Source organism: Williamsia limnetica (genome assembly GCF_003217475.1).
Classification (GTDB): domain Bacteria; phylum Actinomycetota; class Actinomycetes; order Mycobacteriales; family Mycobacteriaceae; genus Williamsia; species Williamsia limnetica.
Genome location: NZ_QJSP01000005.1, coordinates 207,707 through 231,821 on the forward strand (window position 1 = coordinate 207,707; position 24,115 = coordinate 231,821).

Consider the following 24,115-nt stretch of genomic DNA (forward strand, 5'->3'; position numbering starts at 1 on the left):
CTACTGTTGTTCTCAGAGTTTCCCCGGCAGTGAGGTAGAGATGAACAACGACAAGGCCGTCGCAACGTTTTTCGAGTTGAAAGAAAGCCAGGCGATCAGCGAGCCCGCCGACCTGGATGAGCTGTGGGCGGCGCTCGAGCCGATCGGTCGCGACTTCATGCTCGGAGCGTGGTCTGGTGGCGAGCTTCCCAGCGGGCATGCGATGGACGGCCAGTTGAAGCAGGTCAACTGGCACGGTAAGACGTTCGACGCCTATCACGACGTGAAGCCGCTGGTCTGCCGAGACGACGAGGGAAACCTGTACTCCAACAAGGAACTGGGCAAAGGCGAGGCCAGCCTGTGGGCGGTCGAGTTTCGCGGCGAGACCACCGCGGCCATGGTTTACGACGGCCAGCCTGTCATCGACCACTTCAAGAAGGTCGACGACACACATGTCATGGGCATCATGAACGGCAAGACCTCACTGGTGCGCGACAAGCACTTCTACTTCTATCTCGAACGCGAGTGACCCGATCTCCCACCGTGGCGCGGGCGGCGGTCCTCGGTGAGGTGGGCGCTGCCCCCGCCCTGCGGGACGTGCAGATCCGTGAACCGATCGGCGATGAGATTCTCGTCAAGATCCATGCCGCCGGCATCTGTCACACCGACATCTCGCTGGCCGCGCGGTGGCCGGAGCGGCGGATGCCGATGGTCTTCGGGCACGAGGGCGCCGGAGTGGTCGAGGCGGTGGGGCCGGCCGGCTCGATGCGGGTGGGGACCCGAGTCGCGTTGACATTCAACAGCTGCGGTCGATGTGATGGTTGTGAAGGCGGCGAGCCCGCCTACTGCAGACATTCGACGGCGCTGAACATGCGGGGTGACCGCGGCGTGGAGTCGGGGTCGATCGTCGATCGGCAGGGCGCCGTCAACGGCGACTTCTTCGGACAATCCAGTTTCTCGACGCATGCGCTCACCCACGAACGCAATACGGTACCCATCGGCGATTCGATCGACTTCGCGCTCGCTGCGCCGCTTGGTTGCAGTGTGCAAACCGGTGTCGGCGCCGTTCTCAACGCGCTGCGTCCGGTGCCGGGCCAGAGCATGGTCGTCTTCGGGGCCGGCGCGGTGGGTCTGTCAGCCGTGATGGGTGCGAGGATCGCGGGCTGTCGAACGATCGTCGCGGTCGATCCGGTCGCCGAACGCCGTTCCATCGCAGTTGCTCTCGGCGCCACGCACACCGTGGACCCGCTGGCCACAGATGTACTTCCCATGCTGGCGGAGTACACGAAGGGCGGCGCCGACCACGGTGTGGACACCACGGCGATACCGGCGGTGTTGGCGGACGCCATCACGGCCTTACGGCCGCGCGGACAGCTGGGCATCGTCGGCCTCGGGGCACCGACCGCCGCGCTCCCGGTGGGGCTGATCATGGGTAAGGGTTTACGGATCCGGGGTGTCGTCGAGGGTGACAGTGTGCCGATGACATTCATCCCGGACCTGATCGATTTCCATCTACGTGGCGACCTCCCTCTCGAAAAGCTGATCACGCGATACGACTTCAACGAATTCGACAAGGCTTGGGCTGCGGCGCAATCGGGATCTGCGGTCAAGCCGGTCCTGACCTTCTGACCCGTTGACCGTGCCCGCTGAACGTTGACCGTGCCCGCTGAACGCTGAACGCTGACCGTGCCGATCCGAAGTCGGAGGAAGTTGCAGTTCCTCCGGTCGTGGTCAGGTCCTCCGTTGGAGTAGGAGGATGTGGCTGAAGTCGGAGGAAGTGTCAGGTGGCGTGAGAACTGTCTGGTGTGACTTCTTGGCCATCCGCCGTCGAGTTGATGCAGACGACTGTCAGGCCGAGTCGGTGGCCCCCAAGGCATAGCGTCCGGGGGTATGGCCGTATTCGCGGGCGAACGCGGTGACAAACGCAGGCACGCTCGAGTATCCGACGCGATGTGCCACTTCGGTCACCGATTTGGTCTCGAGTAGGACGACAGCTGCGTCCAGGCGAATCCGGTTGCGCCACTGCGAATACGACATACCGAACTCGCGGACGAAGTCTCGCTGCAAGGTCTTGGTGCTCGTGTGCAACCGGGCCGCCCACTCTTCGAGTCGAGTGGGGTCGGCGGGGTCGTGCAGAAGGGTTCGGGCGATGGTTTGGGCGAACCCCGTGGTGCGTGAGGACGAGGGTGTCCCGATGGGGTCACGGCCGACGAAATCGCGGTGGGTGGCACCGAGACCCGCCATGATCGTCATCCGAGCCGCCAGTGCCTCGGCCTCATCTTGACCCGGTCGGGCGATCTGCTCGATGAGGTTGCGCGACTGCTGATCCGCCGACACCGCGGCCACCCGCAACGACCGGAGGCTCAGTGGTACTTCGCGCAGGCAGATGCGGTAGATGATCTGCTTCCGCGAGGCGAAGACCTCGTGGGTCACTCCGCGTCGCACCCACAGTGCCTCGGTGGTGCCGATGAACTCGGTTCTGTTGGCGTGGCGCACCGACAACATCCCATCCGGGGTCCAGTACAGCTGGTGCACGAAGTCGCTGCGGGATTCCGGGATCTCCAGGGCGCCGCCTGAGCCGTACTTGAGGATCAAGATCCCGGTCGGCGGACCAAGGCCGTATCCGTACTCCTCGACCCACAGTGGATCGGCGCCGGCTCCGAAGGGGCCGGCAGGTCCGGATTTGTCGAAGTGTCCTCCGAGCGTCACAGAGTGTCCTCCCGACGAAGCCGCTGCAGTCGTTGGTAAGGCTAGCCTCAGCTAGAAAGCTCGACGCGCCGGGGTTGCGTCGTAGATCCGCATAATTGAGGAAAGAAGTTCATCGTGCTTGCTCGTCCCATCGGGTTTCGCCTGGCTGCGGCTGCGGCCACGCTCGGCCTTGCTCTGTCCGCCGCGGCCTGCGGCAGTGATTCCGACAGCGTTTCCGCATCCGAATCGATCAGTAGTGAGACACGGGTATTCGCCGCCGACAACGGAGACATCGAGATCCCGGTGGCCCCGCAGCGGATCGTGGCGACCGGCTACGCGGTACCGCCGCTGATCGAGTCGGATGCACCACTGGTCGGCATCTCCGAATGGAAGCGCGGGATCCCGTTGATGACACCGGAAGATCTGGCGGAGTACGAGTCGCTCGAGAAGATCGCCGGCGACATGTCGGCTGCCGACACCAATTACGAGGCCATCGCGAGGGTCGACCCCGACCTCATCGTCATCGGGGTGCCGCAACCGGCGATGGTCGACCTCGACCTGGGCGCGCTCGAAGCGATCGCACCGGTCGTCGCCATCGGGCCGACCAATCCCGCGGCCTGGAGCGAGCTGACCGAGCGCCAACTCGATGCCGTGGGCCAACTCGACTCCTATGAGGCGAACAAGGCGACCTATGACGAAAAGGCCGCCGGCATCAAAGAAAAGTACGCGGGCGTCCTCGGATCGCTGGAGTTCGGACACCTGGGTGCGTACGGCGAATCGGCGGCGGGCAATTTCCAGCGGGAGTTCGCCGGGTCGTGGGGCACCAACATTGCGCAGGACGTCGGGGTGAACTACTACGGCGAGGTCAAGGAGAAGTTGGGTGGGTCGCAGGACAGCTCCGAGTACCCGGCCATCGAGAACATCCCGGAGAGCTTCGCCGACGCCGACGTGATCACGTACACCGTCGAGCCCGACGGATCGGTCGGACCCGAGGTCCAGTACGTGCTCGATTCGGAGTTGTTCAAGACGTTGCCTGCCGTCCGGGCCGGCAAGGTCTACGGCCTCCGGTACACCGAGGCAGCCACCTACACGTCTGCGTTGCAGACACTGGATGCGATCGACGAGGCGCTGGCACCGTTGCTGACCGAATCGGCCGGACCGAGCAGCTCGGCTCCCGCATCCTCGGCCCCCAGCGGGTCGTGAAGATCACCCGAGACGATCCACGGAGCCGGGTCGCCGCCCACCATCAATCGGGCGACGGCACGGCTCGGATCGGTTATCCGATCGGGGTGCGCGCAGTCGCGGTCGTGCGCCGTGAGCTTGTCTCGCCGCGGATGATCAGGCTCACGCTCGCAGGACCGGAGCTGAAGGGGTTTCACACGTACCAGGCCGACGATCACGTGATGATCGTCTTCCCCGATGACGACGGCGCTGTCCGGGCGCCGGTTCCGAATGAGAAGCAAGAGCTGGATTGGCCGCGGCCGTTACCGCTCGGGCGCAAGTACACGATCCGGCGATACGATCCGGAGCTACTCGAACTTGTTCTCGACTTCGTCCTCCACGAGGGCGGAGTGGCGTCGACGTGGGCAGTGGACGCGCAGCCAGGCGACACCGTCGTGATCGCAGGTCCACCCGGGGCCCACGCATTCGCGCACAACTTCGACCACTATGTGTTCGCCGTCGACGCAACAGCACTACCTGCGGTGGCCCGATGGTTGGATGAGTCCCCGTCCGAAGTGTCCGCCGACGTCATCGTCGAGGTGTCGCACGAGGACGAGACGCAGTACCCGCTGGCCGAGCGTGACCGGGTGCGGGTGCAATGGCTTGTCCGACCAGCCGACCGTTCGATGTTGGCCGACGCAGTGGACGCGCTCGACCTCCCGCCCGGCCGCGTCTTCCTGTTCGGGGCCGGAGAGGCCGACGACATCCGACCCCTACGTCGCCGCGGAACCGACCGGTTGGTCACGGGTTACTGGAAGCGTGGCTCAGCCGATCACGACGGCGATTAGAAACACCCATCTTGGTGGGTTCTGGCGAGCCCGACCTGGGCTTTCCGTCGCCGAAACCCACCAAGATCGGGCTAGTCGGCGATCTTGACCAGAGCTTTTCCGAAGTTTCGGCCGGCGAGAAGTCCGCGGAACGCGTCGAGGACGTTGTCGAAGCCTTCGGTGACGTCTTCGCGGTACTTCAGCGACCCGTCAGCGACCCAGCCTGATGCCTCGTCGAGGAACGCAGGCATCTGCTCGCCTGCGAACTCGGTCTGGATGAAGCCCCGAATGGTCAGGCTCTTGATCAGCACCGTGTTCATCAGCTGCCCGGTCCGGTCGGGGCCGTCGGGCAGCGACGTGAGGTTGTAGTTGGCAACCAGTCCGCAGACGGGGATGCGGCCATAGAGGTTCATCCGGCGAATCACCTGGTCGAAGACGTTGCCTCCGACATTCTCGAAGTACACGTCGATGCCGTCGGGGGTCGCCGCCTTGAGCTGCTCTGCGAAGTCGTCGGCGCGGTGGTCGACTGCGGCGTCGAAGCCGAGTTCTTCGGTGAGGTACTTGACCTTGTCGGGTCCACCGGCGATACCGACTGCTCGAGCACCCTTGATCTTCGCGATCTGGCCGACAGCAGAGCCCACCGGACCGGCCGCGGCGGCGACCACGACGGTCTCGCCGGGCTGTGGGTTGCCGATGGTGAGCAGACCGGAGTAGGCGGTGAAGCCGGGCATCCCCAGCACACCGAGCGCCGTCGAGGCAGGCACTGTGTCGGTGTCGAGCTTGCGTAGATACTTGGCCTTCTCGACCGAGTGTGTCTGCCAACCGCCGTAGCCGAGGACGATGTCGCCTTCGGCGAAGTCGTCGACAGTCGACTGCAGGACTCGTGAGACAGTCGCTCCGACCATGGTGTCGCCGATCTCCACCGGCGCAGCGTACGACTTGGCGGCGCTCATGCGACCGCGCATGTACGGATCGAGCGAGAGGTACAGCGTTTGCAAGACCACCTCTCCGGATGAGGGCTCTGGAAGTGCCACCTCCTCGAACCGGAAATCTGAGTCCTTCGGTTCACCGTGGGGGCGTTCGGCGAGCACTATCCGGGTGGTGTTGGTCATGCTTCTCCTCATCTCGACATCTGGTTTCCGTTGGTGCAACACGGTGGACCGGAGCTGATGTTCCTCACCGTAGGCGAATGTGAGGTACCTCAAGTCGTTGTTCGGCGAACAGGGGATCGATAGTGTAGATCGATGAGCGACGTCACCCCACCAGTACCTTCACCCGGTCGTGCCCGTCAGAACCAGATCTACACCGACGGGGTTTTCGGACGAAAGCCCAAGGTGCCGACAAACTTTGAGGCGCTGGAGCGTGCCGCACGGCGTAAGATGTCGGCAAAGGCCTGGGCCTATGTGGCTGGTGGGGCCGGCGATGGCGGCACGATGCGGTCAAATCGGACGGCGCTCGAGCGCTGGGCGATCGTCCCACGGATGCTCCGGGACGTGTCCGAGCGGAGTCTGGAGACCGAACTGTTCGGGCAACGTCTTCCCGCGCCGGTGTTGTTCTCGCCGGTGGGTGCCGGTGCTCTTGCCTACCCTGACGCGGACATCCACATCGGCAGGGCAGCAGCACAACTCGGGATCCCATACATCTTCTCGAGCCAGGGTAGCGCGTCGATGGAAGACACTGCCGCGGCGATGGACGAGGTCACCCCCGGTGCGCCGAGGTGGTATCAACTGTATTGGTCGACGGACGAGGACCTGGTCGACAGCTTCTTGCAGCGCGCCGAAAAGTCCGGCGCTGCAGCAATAGTGGTCACTCTTGACACCACCATGCTCGGGTGGCGACCCCAGGATCTGAATCTCGGGTCGCTGCCCTTCGCGCAGGGGCTGGGTATCAATCAGTACACCTCGGATGAACGGTTCATCTCGATCGTCCGCGATCGGATCGCCGCGGCGCTGCCACGGGAAAAACCTGCGATCACCGTGGGCGCGGTCAAGTCGCTGATCTCCATGGCTCGTCATGCACCGGGAAGTGCTGTGCGCAATCTCGTTTCACCGGTGCCGCGAGAATCGGTGCAGACGTTTCTGGAAATCTATTCGAGGCCGTCGTTGAACTGGACGGACATTGCCGGACTACGCGATCGGACATCGCTGCCGATCGTGCTCAAGGGCATTCTGCATCCCGATGATGCGCTGCAGGCGGTGGACCACGGCGTCGACGGAATTCTCGTCTCCAACCACGGAGGCAGGCAGGTCGACGGTGCGATCAGTTCCATCGATGCTCTTGTCGACGTCGCAAAGGCTGTCGACGGGAGGTCGAAAGTGCTGCTGGACTCCGGGATTCGCGGCGGCGCGGACGTCTTCAAGGCGCTCGCGCTCGGTGCCGACGCGGTGTGTGTCGGCCGGCCGCACATGTACGGATTGGCGCTCGACGGTGCCGACGGTGCACGGGACGTGGTCGCCAACATCATCGCCGAACTCGACCTCACGCTCGGGCTGTCCGGGCACACCAGTACGGCTGATCTCACGCCTGCCGCGCTGAAGAAGGTTACCTGACTTCGGTTAACCGAAGTCAGAGGGTACCGTGGAGTCGACGCCCGGGATCGACCGATCTCGGCGCGGTTCGATGGGAGACACAATGGTCACGCTGAACAACGCCACCGTCCTGGTCACCGGCGCCAACGGCGGGCTCGGTACCGAGTTCGTCACGCAGGCGCTCGCACGCGGTGCGCGCAAGGTGTACGCGGCGGCCCGCACGCCGAAGGACTGGGACGACGACCGGGTCGTGCCGATCCGTTTGGACGTCACGGATGCCGCGTCGATCGAAGCCGCGGCAACATCGGCTGCCGACGTCGACATCGTGATCAACAATGCAGGTCAGACGACTGCCGGCCGGCTAGTCGATCAGCCGGTCGGCGAACTGAAAGCGTTGATGGACACCAACCTCTACGGGCCGATCGCGGTGACCAAGGCCTTTGCCCCGGTCCTCGCAGCGAACGGCGGCGGCGCTGTCATCAACGTCCACTCGGTGCTGAGCTGGATCGGTATCGGTAGCTCGTACAGCGTGTCGAAGGCCGCACTGTGGATGGCGACCAACGTGTTGCGTCTCGAGTTGGCGCCGCAGGGGACCCAGGTCCTCGGCCTGCATCTCGGCTACACCGACACCCCGATGACCGCGGGTGTCACAGCCGAGAAGAACGACCCGGCAGACGTCATCCGCGACGCCTACGACGGCCTTGAGGCCGGCCAGTTGGAAGTTCTCGCCGACGACGTGAGCATCCAGGTCAAAGCCGGTCTGGCTGCACCCGTCGAGGCGTTGTACCCGCAGTTCGCGCCGTCCCGATAACGGGTTGTTCTGGCGGAGTCGACCAGGGGTTTTGTTCGCCAGAACGACCCATTTTCGGAACTCAGGTGAGTGGCTTGCCTGCCTTGATGCGGCGCCGGGTGTCCCAGAGGTAAGCATTGAACGGGAAGGCACGCAGCGGCTTCGGCAACCGCTGGACCACCGTGCGCACGATCCGGTTGTGGAGGTCGAACAGGCGCTGCTGACGGGGGGTCCACGTCAGCAGCATCTTCTCGCGGAACTCCTGGGGCAGGAAACCGGTGGTGACGAACAGGCCGAAGTCGCCGATCAGAAATGAGACCGGCTTCGGCAGGAACTCGAACTTCGCGATGCTCACGAGCATCTCGCGGATGGTGTCGTCGATGTCCAGCTCGGACACGGTCGAATCCCAATACCGCTGGAAGTCGGCGCGGGTGGCGGGCCACATGTCACGGGGCATCTGCAGCGTGGTGCCCATGAGTGCGCCCTGCTGGTAGGCCTCCTCGGTCAACGCAGTCGGGTCGCCGTAGAGGACCTGCATGTCCTCCCAGCCCTTGTAGAGGCACGCAGCCACCCAGAGCTGTAGGGCCGGATCGAAGGCGTTGTACTTCACCGGACTCGAATCGGTCGACCGGACCTGCGCGTGGGAGTGGCCGACGGCGCGGCGGTACGCCTTGCGGTCGTCGGGAGAGCCGTTGACGGCCACCGCGAGATAGGCGAGGGTCGTGCGACCGCGTTTGAGGGGGTGCTTGAACAGGTTTCCGCTGTCGACCCTGCTCTCGGCGACGCCGTAACCCACGGCGGGAAGCGCGAGCTGCATGATCACGTTCGCTGCGCCTGCGAGGGCACTGATACCCGGCATCTCCAGGAGATCGCCCTGTGCGCTGTCCGCCTGCTCGCGTGTCCACGCCGGCGCCTGAGGGGAGAGATCGGAGAGAGCGCTGCTGCCTTCAACGGTGCCAGACGTCATTGTCGGCCTTCCTGCCATGATTGTGAGAACGCGTGTTGTCGCTTTCAATTGAAGTCTCGTTTGTGGTGATTGTCAATTGCGAAGAACCGAAGGTGGGATGATGGGTCACATGCCTGACCCAATGCGCCCTTACGGCGGCGAAAACGGAGCTGACCGGGTGAAACGTCGCCGGGCGGCACTCGTGGACGCCGCGTTGGACATCATGGGGTCACCGGATGGCGGCGCCATCAGCGTTCGGGGGGTGTGCCGTCAAGCCGGCCTCACCGCCCGCTACTTCTACGAGAGCTTCACCGATGTCGACGACCTGGTCGGCACCACCTACGACGTCGTCGTCCTCGACATCGCCGAGTCGGCACAGGCCGCGGTCGCTGCGGGTGGGAGCTCACCCAAGGATCAGATCCGCTCGGCGGTCGGTGCCATCGTGCGCCGCATCGACTCCGACCGTCGGCGCGGCAGGATCCTGTTCTCGCAGACCTTGCTCAGCGGAAAGCTCGCGTCCAAACGTATGGATGCGGCGATGATGTTCGCTGCGCTGACCATACAGACATCGGGCACCCACTTCGAGGGTGCCGCAGTGCAGGGCGCCGCGCACTTCTACGTCGGTGGCCTCGGGCAGGTGCTCAGTGCCTGGATCGATGGCCGGATCGATTGCAGCGACGAAGAACTCATCGATCTGTGTGTGACGATGATGTACGGCGCAGTCGTCGAACTGTTGCCGCAGAACGTCACCGGGGTCGAGTGAGGCGGCTGTTCCATCTGTCGAATCCGGCCCACAGCAGTAGCCCTGCGACGGCCGAGCCGATCCCGATCAGGCACAGCAGTTTCCAGCCGCCGCCGTCGTAGGCGTACCCGGAGGCAACGGATCCCGCCACTGCACCCGCGAAGTAGGTGACCATGTAGGCGGTGGTCACGCGACTACGCGCATCCGGCGACAGAGAATAGATCGCTGACTGATTCGACAGCTGCGAGGCCTGCACCCCGAAGTCGAAGACGACCAAACCGAGGATCAGGGCAGCGAGCGGTGTCCCGGGCCAGGCGAGCAGCAACCATCCGGCAATCGTGATGACCCACGCCCCGGTTGTCGCCGCCCGCAGATGCCCCCGGTCGGCCAGCTTGCCGAACATCGGTGCGGCGACGGCACCCGCCACACCCGCCAGGGCGAACACCCCGATCATCGCCTCGGAATACGAGAAGCGTTCACCCCTGCTCCCGGAGAGCAGGAAGGCGATGGACGTCCACATCGCACTGAAGCCGAACATCGTCAAGAAGCCCAGCGCCATCCGCTGACGCAACATGGCTTCGGTGGCGATCATCCGCCCGACCGAGGCGAGCAACGCGCCGTACGCCTGCGGCGGCCGCGCCCGATCGGCCGGGACGAGAAGGTAGACCACCACCGACAGGACCGCCATGAGCGCCGCGCCGACGAACAGCACGGCCCGCCAGCCGCCGATCTCGGCGATCGCGCCGCTGATGACCCGCGCGAGCAGGATTCCGAGCAGCAACCCGCTCATCACCACCCCGACCACGCGACCGCGGTCGGAGGGCAGTGCGAGCGAGGACGACCACGGGACCACGATCTGCGCGGTCGCCGCCGAGACCCCCACGAGCAGCGATGCGACGAACAGGGCGGCGAAGCCCGGGGCCAGTCCCGACAGCAACAGTGCCACTGCCGAGGCGGCCATCATGCTGGGCGCCAGGACCTTCCGATTCCACAGGTCGCCGAGGGGAACCAGCAGCAGCAGACCCATCGCGTATCCGAACTGCGCGGCGGTGACCACCAGCGCAGCGGTGGACGTGGAGATGGAGAAGTCCGTACGGATCTCCTCGAGGACGGGTTGGAGCACATACAGCGACGACACCGAGACGCCACAGGTGACGGCGAACAGGAGGACGAGACGGCTGCTGATGCCGGTCGATTTCGACGGGGATGACCCGTCGGGAACGGGCGGGTCAGAGGTCACGGTGTCACCCTGCCGGATCGGCGTCGCCCGATCGAATCGGACAAAGCGTTATCGCCGGCGGGGCGGTATCGCTCGGTCTCACTGCGGCGGCACAGTAGGTTTAGGGGTATGGATACCGGGGCTCGGCCAGCGCCGCGCGAGTACGGCGAGGGACTCTGGCGTCACTATGGGGAAGAAGATCTGCCTGCGCCGTTGGCTGCCGCGCTCGCAGCGTTCGCAGAGCACGGCTATCACGGGACCTCGGTCCGGGACATCGCCGCGCGAGCGGGATTGAGCGTTCCCGGGCTCTACCATCACTACCCGTCGAAACAGTCGCTGCTGCAGGGCCTGCTCGAGTTGACGATGAGCGACCTGCTCGGCCGTTCTCGAGCGGCACTCGAGCAGGCGGGCGGTTCGCCGGTGGAGAGGTTCGACGCGGTGGTCGAATCGCTGCTGCTGTTCCACATGTACCGGCGGGCCCAGGCATTTGTCGGGTCGACCGAGATCCGCAGTCTCGAGCCGGTGTTCAGGGTGGAATACATCGCCACCAGGGACGAGCAGCAACGCATGGTCGACGCCATCGTGCAGGCGGGCGTCGATTCCGGCGAGTTCCGCACCCCGCACCCTGTGGACGCCGGACGTGCGGTGACGACGATGTGTGTCGGGGTGTCGACGTGGTACCGGCCCTCCGGCAGGCTGGGCCCGGACGAACTCGTCGCGCGGTACCTGCTGATCGCCCGGCAGATGGTCGGTTACTTCGACGCTGCGTCTTAGTCCTGCCGGGTTGACTGCCCCTGCCCGGCCGTGACAGTCTGTTACCCGCAACCGAACGATCGCTCGGTCGGGACAGCCGACCTGCCGGGCGCCGCACTTTCAGGAGGTGCCCCATGGCGATTGACCTTTCCTACGATCCAGTTGTCCAGGACGTGATCGACAAGACCAGCGAGTTCGTTCGCAGTCACGTGCTGCCCATCGAAGAGAAGTTCGCAGGCGACATCGCCGCAGCGGGCGGCGACGAACTGCGGCTCGAACTCCGTGATCGCGCTCGCGACCTCGGAATCCTGGCACCACATGCGCCCGTCGAGTACGGCGGCCTCGGATTGAACATGTCCGACCGGTCACCAGTGTTCGAGGCCGCCGGTTACTCGGTGTTCGGACCGATCGCACTGCACATCGGCGCCCCCGACGAGGGCAACGTGCACATGCTCGCCCACGTTGCCGACGCGGAGCAGAAAGAGAAATACCTGGCACCGCTCGCGCGCGGAGACGTCCGATCCGCCTTCGCGATGACCGAACCGGCGCCCGGCGCAGGTTCCGATCCCGCGGCGTTGCGCACTGCCGCAGTCAAGGTCGACGGCGGCTGGAAGATCAACGGCGACAAGTGGTTCATCACCGGTGCCGACGGCGCGGGATTCTTCATCATCATGGCCCGCACCGCCGGCGAGCCCGGTGATCGCGGCGGCGCGACGATGTTCCTCGCCCCGGCCGACACCCCGGGCATCACCGTCGGGCGGCACATCAACACGATCGATCGCGCGATGATCGGCGGCCACTGCGAGGTTGCGTTCCGCGACGTCTTCGTCCCCGACGAAGACGTCCTCGGCGAGGTCGACGAAGGCTATCGTTACGCACAGGTACGACTGGGTCCCGCGCGTATGACCCACGTGATGCGGTGGATGGGCAGTGCCAACCGCGCGCGCGACATCGCCATCGACTACGTTGCCAGACGAGAGGCCTTCGGCGGCAAGCTCGGCGACCTCGGGATGATCCAGCAGATGGTGGCCGACAACGAGATCGACCTGGCGGCGGCGCGATCGCTCCTGGTCAAGGCGTGCTGGGTGCTCGATCAGGGTGGGCACGGTGGAGACGAGACCTCGATCGCCAAGACCTTTGCAGCCGAGGCATTCTCGCGGGTGGTGGACCGGTCGATCCAGATGTGCGGCGGCATGGGTGTCTCCGACGACCTGCCGTTGGCGCGACTACAGCGTGAACTGCGTCCCTTCCAGATCTACGACGGCCCGTCCGAGGTCCATCGCTGGGCCCTCGCCAAGCGCGCGGTGGGCAAGGCCAGGAAAGCTGCTGCCGCCGGCGGTAAGCCATGAGCGAACTGCCCGGCATGGACACCGCCAAACTGCGTCAGTTCCTCGTCGACCGCGGTGTCCCGGTCACCGGCGAGCTGATTGTCGAGCTGATCAGTGGTGGCCGCTCCAACCTGACTTTCACTGCGCACGACGACCATTCGCGATGGGTGGTGCGACGTCCGCCGACCGGGGGCCTGACGCCGTCGGCGCATGACATGAACCGTGAGTGGACGGTCACGAACGCGTTGCAGGGCACCGATGTGCCGGTGGCGGGCACGGTCGCCTTCGACAAGGAGGGCGAGATCCTCGGTGCCCCCTTCACCGTCGTGGAATTCGTCGACGGACTCGTGGTGCGCAGCGCCGACGAGCTCAAGGCGCTGAGCGACGACGACGTGAACCGCAATCTCGACGGACTGGTACAGGCGCTGGCGAATCTGCACGCCGTCGACCACCAGGCAGTGGGCCTCGGTGAGTTCGGCAGGCCGGACGGATTCGTGGCCCGGCAGGTCAAGCTCTGGGCTCGTCAGTGGGAGCACGTGAAGACCCAGGAGCTCGACGACGTGGCCACCTTGCACGCCGCACTGAGCGAATCCATCCCGGCGCGGTCGGAGAACTCGATCGTGCACGGCGACTTCCGAGTGGACAACACCATTCTCTCCGCGGATGATCCAGGCGTCGTGAAGGCCGTCGTCGACTGGGAGATGTCGACCCTCGGCGATCCGCTGACCGATGTCGCGCTGATGTGCACATATCGGGAACCGATTTTCGACGAAATCCTGGGGATGAAGGCGGCGTGGACCAGTGACCGTTACCCGCCCGGCGCGGACATCGCCCAGCGGTACGCCACCGTGTCGGGTCGCGAGTTGTCCGACTGGAACTTCTATCTCGCGTTGGCAAACTTCAAGCTCGGCGTGATCGGCGAAGGCATCACGCACCGTGCGCGAAGCGGGTCATCAGCGGGAGCCGGAGCGGATCAGGCCGCTGCGGTGACCGGGGAGTTCATGGCGGCCGGGTTGCGCGCCATCAAGGGAAAGAACAACTGAGCGGTGGGGATATGACAGTGGGAATTGCCGGCGAGCGCAAAGCGGCACTGGTGACTGGCGCGTCCCGCGGAATCGGTGCAGAGGTCGCGACCCGATTCGCCGAGGCGGGGTGGGACCTGACGATCAGTGCCCGCAGCCGAGAGCCCCTCGACGAACTCGCGCACCTGCTCGGTGAGAAGTTCGGGGTGCGGGTCGCGGTCGCCGTCGCGGACATGGCCGACGCGGAGCAGCTGGACGCCCTGGCCGCGGCACACACCGAGGCGTTCGGTCGACTGGACCTGTTGGTGCTCAACGCCGGAATGGGACAGAAGGGGCTGATCGCGGAACTGCCCGTACGCAGATTCGACAAGCTCTACCAGGTGAACGTGCGATCGGCGTACGTCCTGCTGCAGGCGTTGCTGCCGACCCTGCGCAGTACGGCCGAGGTCGCCGGCGCCGCGAAAGTCGTTGCCATCGCGTCCATCACCGGTGTCCATCCTGAACCCGAACTGGCCGCGTACGGTGCCACGAAGGCAGCACTGATCTCGCTGTGCGAGACGTTCAACCTCGAGGAGTCGGAGGCCGGTGTGTCTGCGACGACGATCTCGCCGGGTTATGTGAACACGGACCTGAGTGAATGGACCAAGGACAAGATCCCGGCCGAGGAGATGATCACGGTCGGTGATGTCGCGACGATGGTGGAAGCGGTCAGCAGGCTCTCCCGGTATGCGGTGCTCCCGGGTGTGGTGCTCACTCGGCCCGGAACGAATCTGGGTCGGGCCTGACCGCAGTCAGCGAAGCGATTCGGCGGCCGCGACGATGTTCTTCGTCATGGCCGCGAACACGGTCTTGTGGGCAGGCAGATTGGCGAACCAGTACAGCCGGCCGACGATGCCGCGCGGATAGAACACCGTCCGCTGGTCGAGTCGACTGCCGTTCTCGGTGGCACTGACCGAGAACTCGAGCCAGGCGGTTCCGGGCGTGCGCATCTCCGACCGAAGCCGCAGCATCTGCCCGGACTCGACGGTCTCGACCCGCCACCAGTCCAGCGCGTCGCCGGGCTGCAGATGCCGCTGATCGCGTCGCCCCCGCGACATCCCGGCGCCACCGAGCAGCCCGTCCGCCCATGACCGGAGCTTCCACACGGACGAATACCCGTACCACCCGTTCTTGCCGCCGATACTCTCGATGACCTTCCAGAGTGTGGCCGGATCCACCGAGGCCTCAGCACTCGCGGAGTCGGTATAGGTTTCCTCACCCGCCCACTGTGGATCGGAGGGAATGGGTTCTGACGGTGCGTATCCCGGCGACGCATTCGACCACGCGGTCTCCACCTCGCCCCGTTCGATACGGGCAAGTGCCAGCTCGACGGACGTCCGGTAGCCGGTCAGTCCGTCCGACGGTGGCTTGATGACGGCATTGATGTCATCTTCGGATGCGATGGCGTCGTGTTCGAGTGATTCGACCAGTGGTCGAGCCAGCCCGCCCGGGATCGGGGTGACGCTACCCACCCAGAGACTGGCGAGAGTGGGTGTGAGAAGCGGTAGTACGAGGATGCGACGCCTGCTGAGGCCGGCGACCTCCGCGTAGATCTGCATCATGTCGCCGTACTCGAGGACGTCGGGACCACCGATGTCCCACGTCCGGGACTCGGGAACCGGGGCGGTCGCGGCCTCGATCAAATAGTGCAGCACGTCTCGCACCGAGATGGGCTGGATCTTGTTGTGGACCCACTTGGGGGTGGTCATCACGGGAAGTCGTTCGGTGAGGTGGCGGATCATCTCGAAGGATGCCGAGCCGGAACCGATCACCACACCCGCCTGCAGCACGATCGTCTCGATGCCTGACGACATCAGGATCTCCCCGACCTCGGTGCGCGAACTCAGATGCTGCGACAACTTCACGTCGGAGGGGTGCAGGCCGCTGAGATAGACGATGCGGGAGACGTTCGCCTTGCGCGCAGCCTTGACGACGTTGAGCGCCGACCGACGCTCCTCTGCGCCGAAATCCTTGTTGGTACCCATCGAATGCACCAGGTGGTAGACCACGTCGACACCGGTGAAAGCGTCTTCGAGCGACGCCAGATCCCCGAGGTCGCCCTTGATGACCGTTGCGTCGTCGGCCCAGGGCGCGCCGGCTAGCTTTTCGGGGGTGCGGGCCAACACGCGGACGTCGTGCCCTCGTTCGATCAGGCGGGGAGCGAGCCGGCCGCCGATGTATCCGGTGGCACCGGTGACCAGCGCGCTGGGGGGCGGCGACGTGGGGGACTGCATGAGCGCTCCGATGCTTGAGGGCCTTTGATTCGAGGCTACGTGCCCCGGCACCGGATACCCGAGAGCAGCGCTCTGCTAAACCGTGTCTCGACGTCGGTTAGGTGCCCTTGATCTCACCGCATCGTCATCATGAGGCGTCGGCCGTCGTCGTCGTCGACATCCGCATGTGCGTGATCGTTCACGGACATCACGTTGATCCCGGACTTGCCGACGATGAGTTTGGTGATGGAGGCGTTCACCATCGTCCGGGAGACGCTGGGCCAATTCTCTGGGCTGATGCCCCAGAGATGGGCGACGACCGCTCCGATGGTGCCCGCGGATGAAGCCGCGATGGCCACCTGCCCGGGGCCGGCGTGCGCGGCGATCTCCTCCAGCGCCTGCAGCATCGAAGCGCGGTAGTCGACGTACGAACCCGGGCCGGTGGTCTGCTCGTCGGCGGCCCAGGTCAACAACGACGCGTCGAGTCTGCGCTGAAAACTCCGCTGCGCCTGCGCCGCCTCCTGCGAGGTGCCGGTCGGCGGTACGTCCGTGTGCGCGAGTCGGGTCAGGTCGTACTCGTTCCAGCCGGCGTTGACCACCGGGGTGGGAGCGTTCGAATCAGGGAACTGACCGACGATCTCTTCGATTGTCTCCAGTTGGCGGGCAAGGTTGCCCGACACTGTGAAGTCGACCTTCGGGATTCGCGCAGCCAACTTCTTTCCCACGTTGCGGGCCTGCTGCCTGCCGAGCTCGGTGAGACTTCCATAGCCGTTCTCGTCGGTTCCGGCCTGACCGTGGCGAACCAGATAGATGACACCCATGGGCTCATCTTGCCGGTTACCGCAGCCGTCGGGGTCATCGAGGTCGCCGGCCCCACATGGTCGCTTCCACGTCGCTTGGCGTTCAGCCGACCTGGGTACAACAGGGTCACCTGGGTACAACAGGGTCAAGAGGTCAGTGAGGTCGGGAGGTGGTTCGTATGGACACACACGCAGGATCGAAGCTCGGGGAGATGCTCGACTTCGAGTCGAAGTGGTATCGCCTGGGCGGTGGGCCCTCCGAGGAGATCCATGACAGGTTCGGGATGTCCGATCGCGACTTCTTCACGGAGCTGAACGATCTGGTGTCGGGCGCCGACTTGTTCGACGACATCGCTCCCGATGAGCTGGCCATGATGCGTGGCGTGATCCGCAGACGGTTGTGGCTCGCGCGATGACGGGCTCAGCAGCACTCGCAGTGCTGGACGGGCCCGGCCCGCGATTAGGCTGACCCGCATGGAGGCGAGGCGGGACTTCCGATTCGGGGTCAATCTGTTGGGGCGCGGCAGCGCGGATGAGTTCTTGGGTCAGGTCAGACACGCGGAGCGCTGCGGGATCGACATCGTGCTGCTCCCGGATCACCTCGAACTGGGTGCGCCCTTCCCGATGCTGGCGGCCGCTGCAGCTGCGGCTCCGGCCATGCGGGTCGGCAATTTTGTCCTCAATGCCGGGTTCTACCGTCCGGCGTTGTTGGCTCGCGACATCGCCAGTGTCGATCAACTCAGCGGCGGGCGGTTCGAGATCGGACTCGGCGCCGGGTACGTGAAGGCGGAGTTTGACGCCGTCGGTCTGCCTTTCGAGAGCCCCGGGCGGCGGGTGGACCATCTACGGGAGACGGTGCTGCAGCTGAAGGCGTTGCTGTCCGACCCCGAGTTCGTGCCGCCGACCGTGCAATCGCCACCGCCGATCATGATCGCCGGAACAGGGAACAAGGTGCTGTCCCTGGCGGCGGAGCACGCAGACATCGTTGCCCTCGCGGTGCTGGCCGACGACGAGGCGCTCGCCGAACGAGTCGGATTCCTTCGGGACCAGGCGGGCGAGCGGTTCGCCGAACTGGAGATCAACCTGATCGTCGTCGATCTGGCAATTGATCGGGAACCGGACCTGGCGACGCTGCGCAGTCACAGGCCGGGCGCCACCGACAGCGAGCTGCTGCGCCTGCCCAATGCGCTGCACGGCACGCACGACGAGGTGGTGGCGCGTATCCGTGAGCTCCGTGACACCTTCGGCGTCACCTACCTCACCCCGATCGAACCGTCGTCCGGCGACCTCGACGCGTACGGCCGGGTGATCGGCGAACTCCGGAGCGCTCCCTGAGCGCGGCGTTCACCGGACCCGGGCAGCAGGCATCACTACGATGGGTCCAGGCGTGAGCCCGAGACCAGATCGACAACCGACCGGATTGGAAAAAGCCCTGATCACCGACGTGACGGAACCCAACGCCCAGATCGTCCGCCGAGGCCGCACGACCCTCGAGGACGTTCACCAGATGTTGCGGGACGGGTCCTGCTCGGTGCTCTCGCTGGACATCTTCGACACCATCCTGTGGCGGCGGGTCCCACGGCCGACCGATCTGTTCCTGCTGCTCGGTGAGCGACTGCGGCGCGAGGGTGCGCTGCCCGACTGGGTGGAACCCCACGCCTTCAGGACGATGCGGATCACCGCCGAGATCGACTCCCGGGAGCGACGCGGCAAGCTCGGTCCCGAGGTCTCCATCTACGACATCTGGCGGGAGATGCCCGCCGAGATCTTGCTCAGCGGCGACATCGAGTACTACGTCGAGGCCGAGGTCACCGAAGAGCGCCGGATACTGGTTCCGGACGTCGACATCGCTGAACTGGTGAACACCGCGCATGCCCACTCGGTGCCCATCGTCGTGGTCTCCGACACCTATTTCTTGCAAGAACACCTCGATCGTTTCCTCGACCGACCGCATCTCGAACCGCTCAAATCTGCGCGGTTCTTCCGTTCCCACGAGCACGGAGTCGACAAGGCGCACGGTCTGTGGAAAGTCGTGATCTCCGGTCTCGGCGTTCGGCCAGGTCAGATCGTCCACATCGGCGACAACAAACGCCCCGACGTCACCGCGCCCGGCAAGCTGGGCGTGCGCACCGTGCACTTCACGAGGATCACCGACGACTACGAATCGATCCTGCGCCGCGAAGGTGCGCCGCTGGAACCGTTCGGGGTGAGTGCTCCCCACCTCGATCTGATCGAGGGTGACTACGGCATCACGAGCCTGCGCGCGAAACTGATCGAGAACGCGAACCTCGACGCCGTCGCCCCGGACGTGGCGTGCTCCTGGAGGTACGGCGCAGCTGTACTCGGTCCGGTGCTGACGGGATTCGCCGATTGGGCGGTTCATCGCGCGGCGGAACGTGGCACGAAGGTGCTGTGGTGCCCGATGCGCGAAGGCGAGATGCTGGCCGACCTCATCAACAAGGCGGCCCGCAGCAGCGGCCTGGATGTGGTCGGCAAACCGATCTGGCTCTCCAGGCATCTGACCTCGGTCGCCGCGCTCGGTGTCCTCGACACCGACAGCATCCACACGTTCATGCGGCGACGCCACGGTATGACCATCGGTGGGCTGCTGGCGATCCTGCAATTGCGACCTGGCGACGTACCGGCGCTGGCCGACCGCCTCGACGTGGTCCTGGACAACGGCATCATCGCCGACGACGTTGCGACCGCGTTGGTCGAGACGCCACATCTGCGCAATCGGATCGCGACCACGGCGACTGCGACGCGCGAACGGTTGCTCGCGCATCTTCGCACCGCCGGCGCCCTCGACAGCGATGATCTGACCATCGTCGACCTCGGGTGGGGAGCCACCATCCAAAACCAGCTCGGGGTCGCACTCGGTCTGGCGGGAGTGCCGATCACACCGGCCGGTCTGTATCTCGCAACCGACAAACGCAGCACCAAGGTGATGCTCCGCGGACTGCGTGTCGAAGGGTATCTCGGCACGGCCGGCGAACCCGTGGGTGTGGTCGGCGCCATCACCCGGAGCCCGGAGATCGTGGAGCAGGGCGTGAGTAGTCTGTGCGGATCGCTGCTCGATTTCACCCTCGAGGGAGATCCGATCCTGGGCCCGATCGCAGGCTCCGCGGAACAGAACCACGCGCGACGAGCGCTACACCAGGGAGTGCACGCGTTCCAGGACGAATGGCTCCGCTACGAGGGCGAATCCGATCTGTGGCCGTCGTTCAACGGCGGCGAGGTGTCGTTGCTGGGCAACATCATCGCGTCGTCCATCACCGCGCCGACCCCCGACGAGGCTGCTGTGTTCGGCGCCTGGGAGCACGAGGACAACTTCGGCTCCGACCTCGTCAGCCACGTGATCCCCACCGAATTGCTCCCGGCGGTTCGCTACATGTCGCCCGGCGACCTCGCTGATCTCGGGATGCGCGACGCGTTCTGGCCCCAGGTGCTGGCCGCCGCAGACCCCCGACTTGCTTCTGCAGCCGATGCAGTGCGCTCGGGTGCCGTGCCGGCTTCGGTGTTCGAACCCGATGAGCCGCAGAGCGAGACGGTGTTGCGCTTTCGAACGGGCGACGGCAAGTGGCATGACGGTCCGAAGGTTCCGCTCCGGATCAATCGGAACGGACTGTCGTTCGCGCGGCTGAACTTCGAGGCCTTCGATGCCACGGACATCTCACTTGCCATACCCGGTCGGCCTGCGCTGGTGCGACTCGACTGGATCGAGGCGACGGTGACCGCCGGTGGTCACCGGCACCCGACTCCGCTGCGCTGGGAGCAAGCCCAGGACTTCGCGGGCCTCGTCTACGCCGAATCAGCGTGGCTCGGTGGCAATCTCGTCGAGTTCCACGCACCGCACTCGGCAGTCTGGTTGTCGCTCATCGATCGTGCCGGTGCTCCGGTCAGTTCGGCTCAGATCACCATCGCGTTCGCAGTGCTGCCGCAATCGCTGTCGGGACTCTCACACCGGGCACCGCAGGCACCTAGACTGACCAGACTGACTGCGCGGGCCAAGGCCGAGTATCGGTCCGGTGGCCCACTGGCCTTGGCGGCCGGTGTGGCGCGCATCGTCGGACGGGCCGGTGCCCCGGCTACACCTCCGGATGACGATGAGAAGAAAGACAAAGATGAAGACTGAGTTCGGGGATCGGAACCACCCGCATGTGCAAGCGCAGGCGGCGCGACAGGCGCCGTTGCTCCTGCATTCCCTGACGTTGTTCTCCGAAGTGATCGGCCGGATCTTCGCTGCGACGCAGCCGCGGACAATCGTCGAGGTCGGGGTCGAGTCGGGTGGGGCGAGTTCGATCTATCTCGACCACGGAGCAGACGCGGTGTACTGCGTGGAACCGGCGCCGACCGAGCAGATGCGCGATGCGCTGGGTCAGAACCCCGATCTCCATCTGATCGAGGGGCTTTCGCCGGCGATACTCGCCGACATCGCCCTCGGCGACGTGTACGTCGTCGATGGTGACCACAACTACGCCACCGTGCGAGGCGAGCTCGACTGGATATTGACCAATGCCCCGGACGCCGTCGTGATCCTGCACGATCTGTTGTGGCCGTGGGGACGTCGGGATCTGTACTACAACGCTGCAGGGCTCGACGCGGCCGACGTACACGAACACGGCGCCGATGGTCCGACCGTCTGGCACGACGATGTCACCGCGGCGGGATTTGTCGGCCTCGGGCAGTTCACCGCTGCGGTCGACGCCGGCGGTGAACGTAACGGGGTACTGACAGCCATCGAGGACGCGCTCGCGGCGGACGTGGTGGGCAAGCACGAATTGGCCCTGATACCGGCCGTTTTCGGCCTCGGCGTGATCTACCCGACCACCGATGCGGACAAAACCGCCCGCCTACGCGCGGCACTCGAGCCGTACAACGGATCTCCGTTGTTGGCAGCCATGGAGAACAACCGGATCGCGCTGTACACGCGGGTGCTCGCCATGCAGTACGAGATGGCCGCAGGTGCGATCGACCGTGATGAGTTGGCCGGTCGTGTCGCGCAACTGGACGCCGAACTACGTCGGCAGCGCGAGGAGACCGATCGGCTCATCCGGGTCCACCAGCACGAACTCGAAGCCCTGCGGGCGAATCCGCCGATCTCGATTCGGAACATCGGCGGCCGTGCGGTCCGCAAGGCCGGTCGTAAGGCGCGGGCCCTGCGGGACAAGGCCCGACGGTAGGCTCACTCGGTGGTGAACAGTCGCTCCCAGTTCTCGCGGCTGGTCAGTGTGGGCACCGCTGTCCGGTAGGCCTGCTGGGCCTGTTCGGCCTCGGCGCGAAAGCGTCTGCGCAAAACCAGGTTTCGCATGCCGAGAGCTCGGGCAACGCGCGTGTCGCGGGTGCGCAGGCGCAGGCCTTCTCCCGATGCGTCGGCCACGACGACCTGATCGAAGAGTGAAACGTGCCACCAGTGGGCGTCGGTGGCGGGGATCGCCACGCATCCTCGCTCGACCCGACCGGCGAGTTGGACCACGGCGCGTTTGGCGAGCACCACGTCGAAGCGATTCTTGTCGGGTTCGAACCCGGCCGGCCGAACGGGTAGCTCCCGGTATATCACTCCGGGAAGTTCGGATTCGTGATGCACCACGGTCTCGGGGAACGAGCCGCGTTCGCGGCGGATGTCCACCAGCGCCGTTCGGCCGCCATCGTGGAGGATGTCGGGTCCGGCGAGGAAGTCCTCGATTCCGCGGATCATCGTGTGCGCCAGGCCGTACTGCATCGAGACGATGTACTGCGAGATCTCGCGGAACATCCGTGTGCTCAGGGTCTGGACGTCGAGATCGCTGTGCAGTGCCGCGGTGATCAGCGAGTTCCGGATACTGAAATACTTCGTCCAGTCGTCGTTGTCCTTGCGAGAGAAGTCCATGTGCCACACTGCCGCTCCCGGCAGGGTCACGGTCTCCACTCCACCGACCCGAGCGGCTCTGATGCCGTATTCGATGTCGTCCCACTGGAAGAACATCGGCAGTGGCAGTTCGAGTTTCGTGGTGACCTCAGCCGGTAGCAGGCACGTCCACCAACCGTTGTAACCGGCGTCGGCGGGTCGATCCTGACGCTCGCTGAGCATGTCCGCGTCGTGCAGGGCATTGCCTGCCCACCGGCCTGCCCTGAGCGTGTGCAGGTCTGCGTATTCCGCGCCGACGTGCAGCCTGGTGGGGTTCATCAGATAGAGCATCTGGGCGCCGACGATCATCGGGTCGGGGGTCACGCTCGCGAAAGCCGACAGGCGCAGCACGGTGTCGGGTTCGCAGCGGATGTCGTCGTCCATCAGGATCAGGTCGACGTCGTTGTCTTGTGCGACGGCCTCCGATATCCCCCGGGTGAAACCGCCCGCGCCACCGAGATTCGGTTGCCTGATGTACGCGAGACTGCCGCCGAATGCGGCGGATATCCGGTCGTACCCGGGTTGGTCGCACACCTGGTCCGTACCCTGATCGACGACGTAGACCGCGGTCAGCTGCTCGCGTGTCGGTTGATCCGACGCCAGCGTCTGCAGAGTCGCGACACAGTCGAGGGGCCGGTTGAACGTACAGATCGCCGCCGCGGCTGCACGCATCCGTCGCGGGGCGGTCGTCGACCACACGGCGTTGTCGACGGTGAGGTCGGCGTCGCCGGCGACGAAGCTCACCCATACCGAGCCACCCCCGGCGTAGGCGTCCAGGGGCACGGTGAAGGTCGCCGTGCCGGCCCCTTCGAGGTCGAGGCGCGTCACCTCATGAACCCGTCCCTGGCTGTCCGAGCCGCGGATCACCGCGTAGGCCCTGCCGGCGGTCTGGAACTCGAAACCCAGATCGACACCCGTCAGGGTCGTCCACCGAGCGAAGTAGGCGGCAGGTACACGCCCGAAGTAGGTGTCGGTGTCGACGGTGGTCCCGCTGCGGGCCTGTACCGACGTTCGGGTGCGGTCTGCGCCGCTTGTTCCGTCGACGGTGGCGTATAGGTCGTCGACGTCGGTGTTCGGCGTCGGGCCGGCGAAGAGCACCCGCTGCAGGACCAGCGGGGCGTCGCCCGGAACGAGCTGCGCAGCGGTTTCGGCGCGTTGGTTCATACGGCCATCCTGCTACAGGAGAGCCGATC

At 65.4% G+C, this 24,115-nt stretch carries 22 protein-coding genes; 15 read left to right on the forward strand and 7 right to left on the reverse strand.

What is annotated here, in order from left to right; all coding sequences use genetic code 11:
* The first annotated feature begins 40 nt into the window (after positions 1 to 40).
* Both DFR67_RS10260 and DFR67_RS10265 read left to right on the forward strand, forming a co-directional pair.
* Entirely contained in the window at positions 41 to 508 is a 468-nt protein-coding gene (locus tag DFR67_RS10260; protein WP_110469422.1) for a DUF4334 domain-containing protein, read from the forward strand.
* Positions 505 to 1,608 carry an NAD(P)-dependent alcohol dehydrogenase gene (locus tag DFR67_RS10265; RefSeq protein WP_110469423.1) on the forward strand — a complete coding sequence of 368 codons (1,104 nt, stop codon included), beginning with the start codon at positions 505 to 507 and terminating at the stop codon, positions 1,606 to 1,608. Before DFR67_RS10260 ends, DFR67_RS10265 begins: the two co-directional genes overlap by 4 nt.
* Positions 1,609 to 1,827: 219 nt before the next feature.
* On the opposite strand, the gene DFR67_RS10270 is transcribed toward DFR67_RS10265, so the two are convergent.
* On the reverse strand, positions 1,828 to 2,688 hold the full coding sequence (locus DFR67_RS10270; RefSeq protein ID WP_211324993.1) for a helix-turn-helix transcriptional regulator: 861 nt from the start codon (positions 2,686 to 2,688) through the stop codon (positions 1,828 to 1,830).
* A gap of 114 nt (positions 2,689 to 2,802) precedes the next feature.
* On the opposite strand from DFR67_RS10270, the gene DFR67_RS10275 reads away from it, so the two are divergent.
* Positions 2,803 to 3,870: an ABC transporter substrate-binding protein gene (locus tag DFR67_RS10275; protein WP_211324994.1), complete on the forward strand. Its 1,068-nt coding sequence runs from the start codon at positions 2,803 to 2,805 to the stop codon at positions 3,868 to 3,870.
* Complete coding sequence (locus DFR67_RS10280; protein ID WP_110469424.1) at positions 3,867 to 4,676, forward strand: siderophore-interacting protein; 810 nt, start codon at positions 3,867 to 3,869, stop codon at positions 4,674 to 4,676. Before DFR67_RS10275 ends, DFR67_RS10280 begins: the two co-directional genes overlap by 4 nt.
* Positions 4,677 to 4,747: 71 nt before the next feature.
* Here DFR67_RS10280 and DFR67_RS10285 read toward each other — a convergent pair whose 3' ends face one another.
* A complete protein-coding gene (locus DFR67_RS10285) occupies positions 4,748 to 5,767 on the reverse strand; it encodes an NADP-dependent oxidoreductase (RefSeq protein ID WP_110469558.1) in 1,020 nt (339 codons plus the stop codon).
* A 132-nt stretch (positions 5,768 to 5,899) separates the two neighbouring features.
* Between DFR67_RS10285 and DFR67_RS10290 the strand changes: the two genes are divergently transcribed.
* Together DFR67_RS10290 and DFR67_RS10295 are read left to right on the forward strand one after the other, a co-directional pair.
* Positions 5,900 to 7,204 (forward strand): alpha-hydroxy-acid oxidizing protein, encoded by a 1,305-nt coding sequence (locus DFR67_RS10290; RefSeq protein WP_110469425.1) that lies wholly within the window; start codon positions 5,900 to 5,902, stop codon positions 7,202 to 7,204.
* Positions 7,205 to 7,286: 82 nt separating this feature from the next.
* Positions 7,287 to 7,994 (forward strand): SDR family oxidoreductase, encoded by a 708-nt coding sequence (locus tag DFR67_RS10295; protein ID WP_110469426.1) that lies wholly within the window; start codon positions 7,287 to 7,289, stop codon positions 7,992 to 7,994.
* A 61-nt stretch (positions 7,995 to 8,055) separates the two neighbouring features.
* On the opposite strand, the gene DFR67_RS10300 is transcribed toward DFR67_RS10295, so the two are convergent.
* Positions 8,056 to 8,940 carry an oxygenase MpaB family protein gene (locus DFR67_RS10300; RefSeq protein ID WP_110469427.1) on the reverse strand — a complete coding sequence of 295 codons (885 nt, stop codon included), beginning with the start codon at positions 8,938 to 8,940 and terminating at the stop codon, positions 8,056 to 8,058.
* A 109-nt stretch (positions 8,941 to 9,049) separates the two neighbouring features.
* Between DFR67_RS10300 and DFR67_RS10305 the strand changes: the two genes are divergently transcribed.
* Positions 9,050 to 9,682 carry a TetR/AcrR family transcriptional regulator gene (locus DFR67_RS10305; RefSeq protein ID WP_110469559.1) on the forward strand — a complete coding sequence of 211 codons (633 nt, stop codon included), beginning with the start codon at positions 9,050 to 9,052 and terminating at the stop codon, positions 9,680 to 9,682.
* Here the strand turns inward: DFR67_RS10305 and DFR67_RS10310 are convergent.
* Positions 9,666 to 10,901: an MFS transporter gene (locus tag DFR67_RS10310; RefSeq protein WP_110469428.1), complete on the reverse strand. Its 1,236-nt coding sequence runs from the start codon at positions 10,899 to 10,901 to the stop codon at positions 9,666 to 9,668. The two genes, DFR67_RS10305 and DFR67_RS10310, sit on opposite strands and share 17 nt — an antisense overlap.
* Positions 10,902 to 11,009: 108 nt before the next feature.
* On the opposite strand from DFR67_RS10310, the gene DFR67_RS10315 reads away from it, so the two are divergent.
* The 4 genes from DFR67_RS10315 (at position 11,010) to DFR67_RS10330 (ending at position 14,768) form a co-directional block, all read left to right on the forward strand.
* Positions 11,010 to 11,654, forward strand: a complete 645-nt coding sequence (locus DFR67_RS10315; protein WP_110469429.1) for a TetR/AcrR family transcriptional regulator — start codon at positions 11,010 to 11,012, stop codon at positions 11,652 to 11,654.
* 113 nt (positions 11,655 to 11,767) lie between these two features.
* The gene (locus DFR67_RS10320) at positions 11,768 to 12,982 is read left to right on the forward strand and encodes an acyl-CoA dehydrogenase family protein (protein ID WP_110469430.1); all 1,215 of its coding nucleotides are present in this window, start codon (positions 11,768 to 11,770) and stop codon (positions 12,980 to 12,982) included.
* Positions 12,979 to 14,004 carry a phosphotransferase family protein gene (locus DFR67_RS10325; protein ID WP_110469431.1) on the forward strand — a complete coding sequence of 342 codons (1,026 nt, stop codon included), beginning with the start codon at positions 12,979 to 12,981 and terminating at the stop codon, positions 14,002 to 14,004. Before DFR67_RS10320 ends, DFR67_RS10325 begins: the two co-directional genes overlap by 4 nt.
* A gap of 17 nt (positions 14,005 to 14,021) precedes the next feature.
* Positions 14,022 to 14,768, forward strand: a complete 747-nt coding sequence (locus tag DFR67_RS10330; RefSeq protein ID WP_425451267.1) for an SDR family NAD(P)-dependent oxidoreductase — start codon at positions 14,022 to 14,024, stop codon at positions 14,766 to 14,768.
* 6 nt (positions 14,769 to 14,774) lie between these two features.
* Here the strand turns inward: DFR67_RS10330 and DFR67_RS10335 are convergent, their stop codons facing one another.
* On the reverse strand, positions 14,775 to 16,256 hold the full coding sequence (locus DFR67_RS10335; protein ID WP_110469433.1) for an SDR family oxidoreductase: 1,482 nt from the start codon (positions 16,254 to 16,256) through the stop codon (positions 14,775 to 14,777).
* 113 nt (positions 16,257 to 16,369) lie between these two features.
* Positions 16,370 to 17,056: a histidine phosphatase family protein gene (locus DFR67_RS10340; protein ID WP_110469434.1), complete on the reverse strand. Its 687-nt coding sequence runs from the start codon at positions 17,054 to 17,056 to the stop codon at positions 16,370 to 16,372.
* A gap of 158 nt (positions 17,057 to 17,214) precedes the next feature.
* Here DFR67_RS10340 and DFR67_RS10345 point away from each other — a divergent pair, with 158 nt between their 5' ends.
* From DFR67_RS10345 to DFR67_RS10360, 4 genes are read left to right on the forward strand one after another with little or no spacing between them, the layout of a single operon-like run.
* On the forward strand, positions 17,215 to 17,451 hold the full coding sequence (locus tag DFR67_RS10345; RefSeq protein ID WP_245937861.1) for a DUF3263 domain-containing protein: 237 nt from the start codon (positions 17,215 to 17,217) through the stop codon (positions 17,449 to 17,451).
* Between the two features lie 58 nt (positions 17,452 to 17,509).
* Complete coding sequence (locus DFR67_RS10350; RefSeq protein WP_110469435.1) at positions 17,510 to 18,370, forward strand: TIGR03621 family F420-dependent LLM class oxidoreductase; 861 nt, start codon at positions 17,510 to 17,512, stop codon at positions 18,368 to 18,370.
* Between the two features lie 52 nt (positions 18,371 to 18,422).
* Positions 18,423 to 21,170 (forward strand): HAD family hydrolase, encoded by a 2,748-nt coding sequence (locus DFR67_RS10355; protein WP_245937862.1) that lies wholly within the window; start codon positions 18,423 to 18,425, stop codon positions 21,168 to 21,170.
* A complete protein-coding gene (locus DFR67_RS10360; RefSeq protein ID WP_110469437.1) occupies positions 21,160 to 22,218 on the forward strand; it encodes a class I SAM-dependent methyltransferase in 1,059 nt (352 codons plus the stop codon). Before DFR67_RS10355 ends, DFR67_RS10360 begins: the two co-directional genes overlap by 11 nt.
* A gap of 2 nt (positions 22,219 to 22,220) precedes the next feature.
* Here DFR67_RS10360 and DFR67_RS10365 read toward each other — a convergent pair whose 3' ends face one another.
* The gene (locus DFR67_RS10365) at positions 22,221 to 24,086 is read right to left on the reverse strand and encodes a glycosyltransferase (RefSeq protein WP_110469438.1); all 1,866 of its coding nucleotides are present in this window, start codon (positions 24,084 to 24,086) and stop codon (positions 22,221 to 22,223) included.
* Positions 24,087 to 24,115 lie beyond the last annotated feature (29 nt).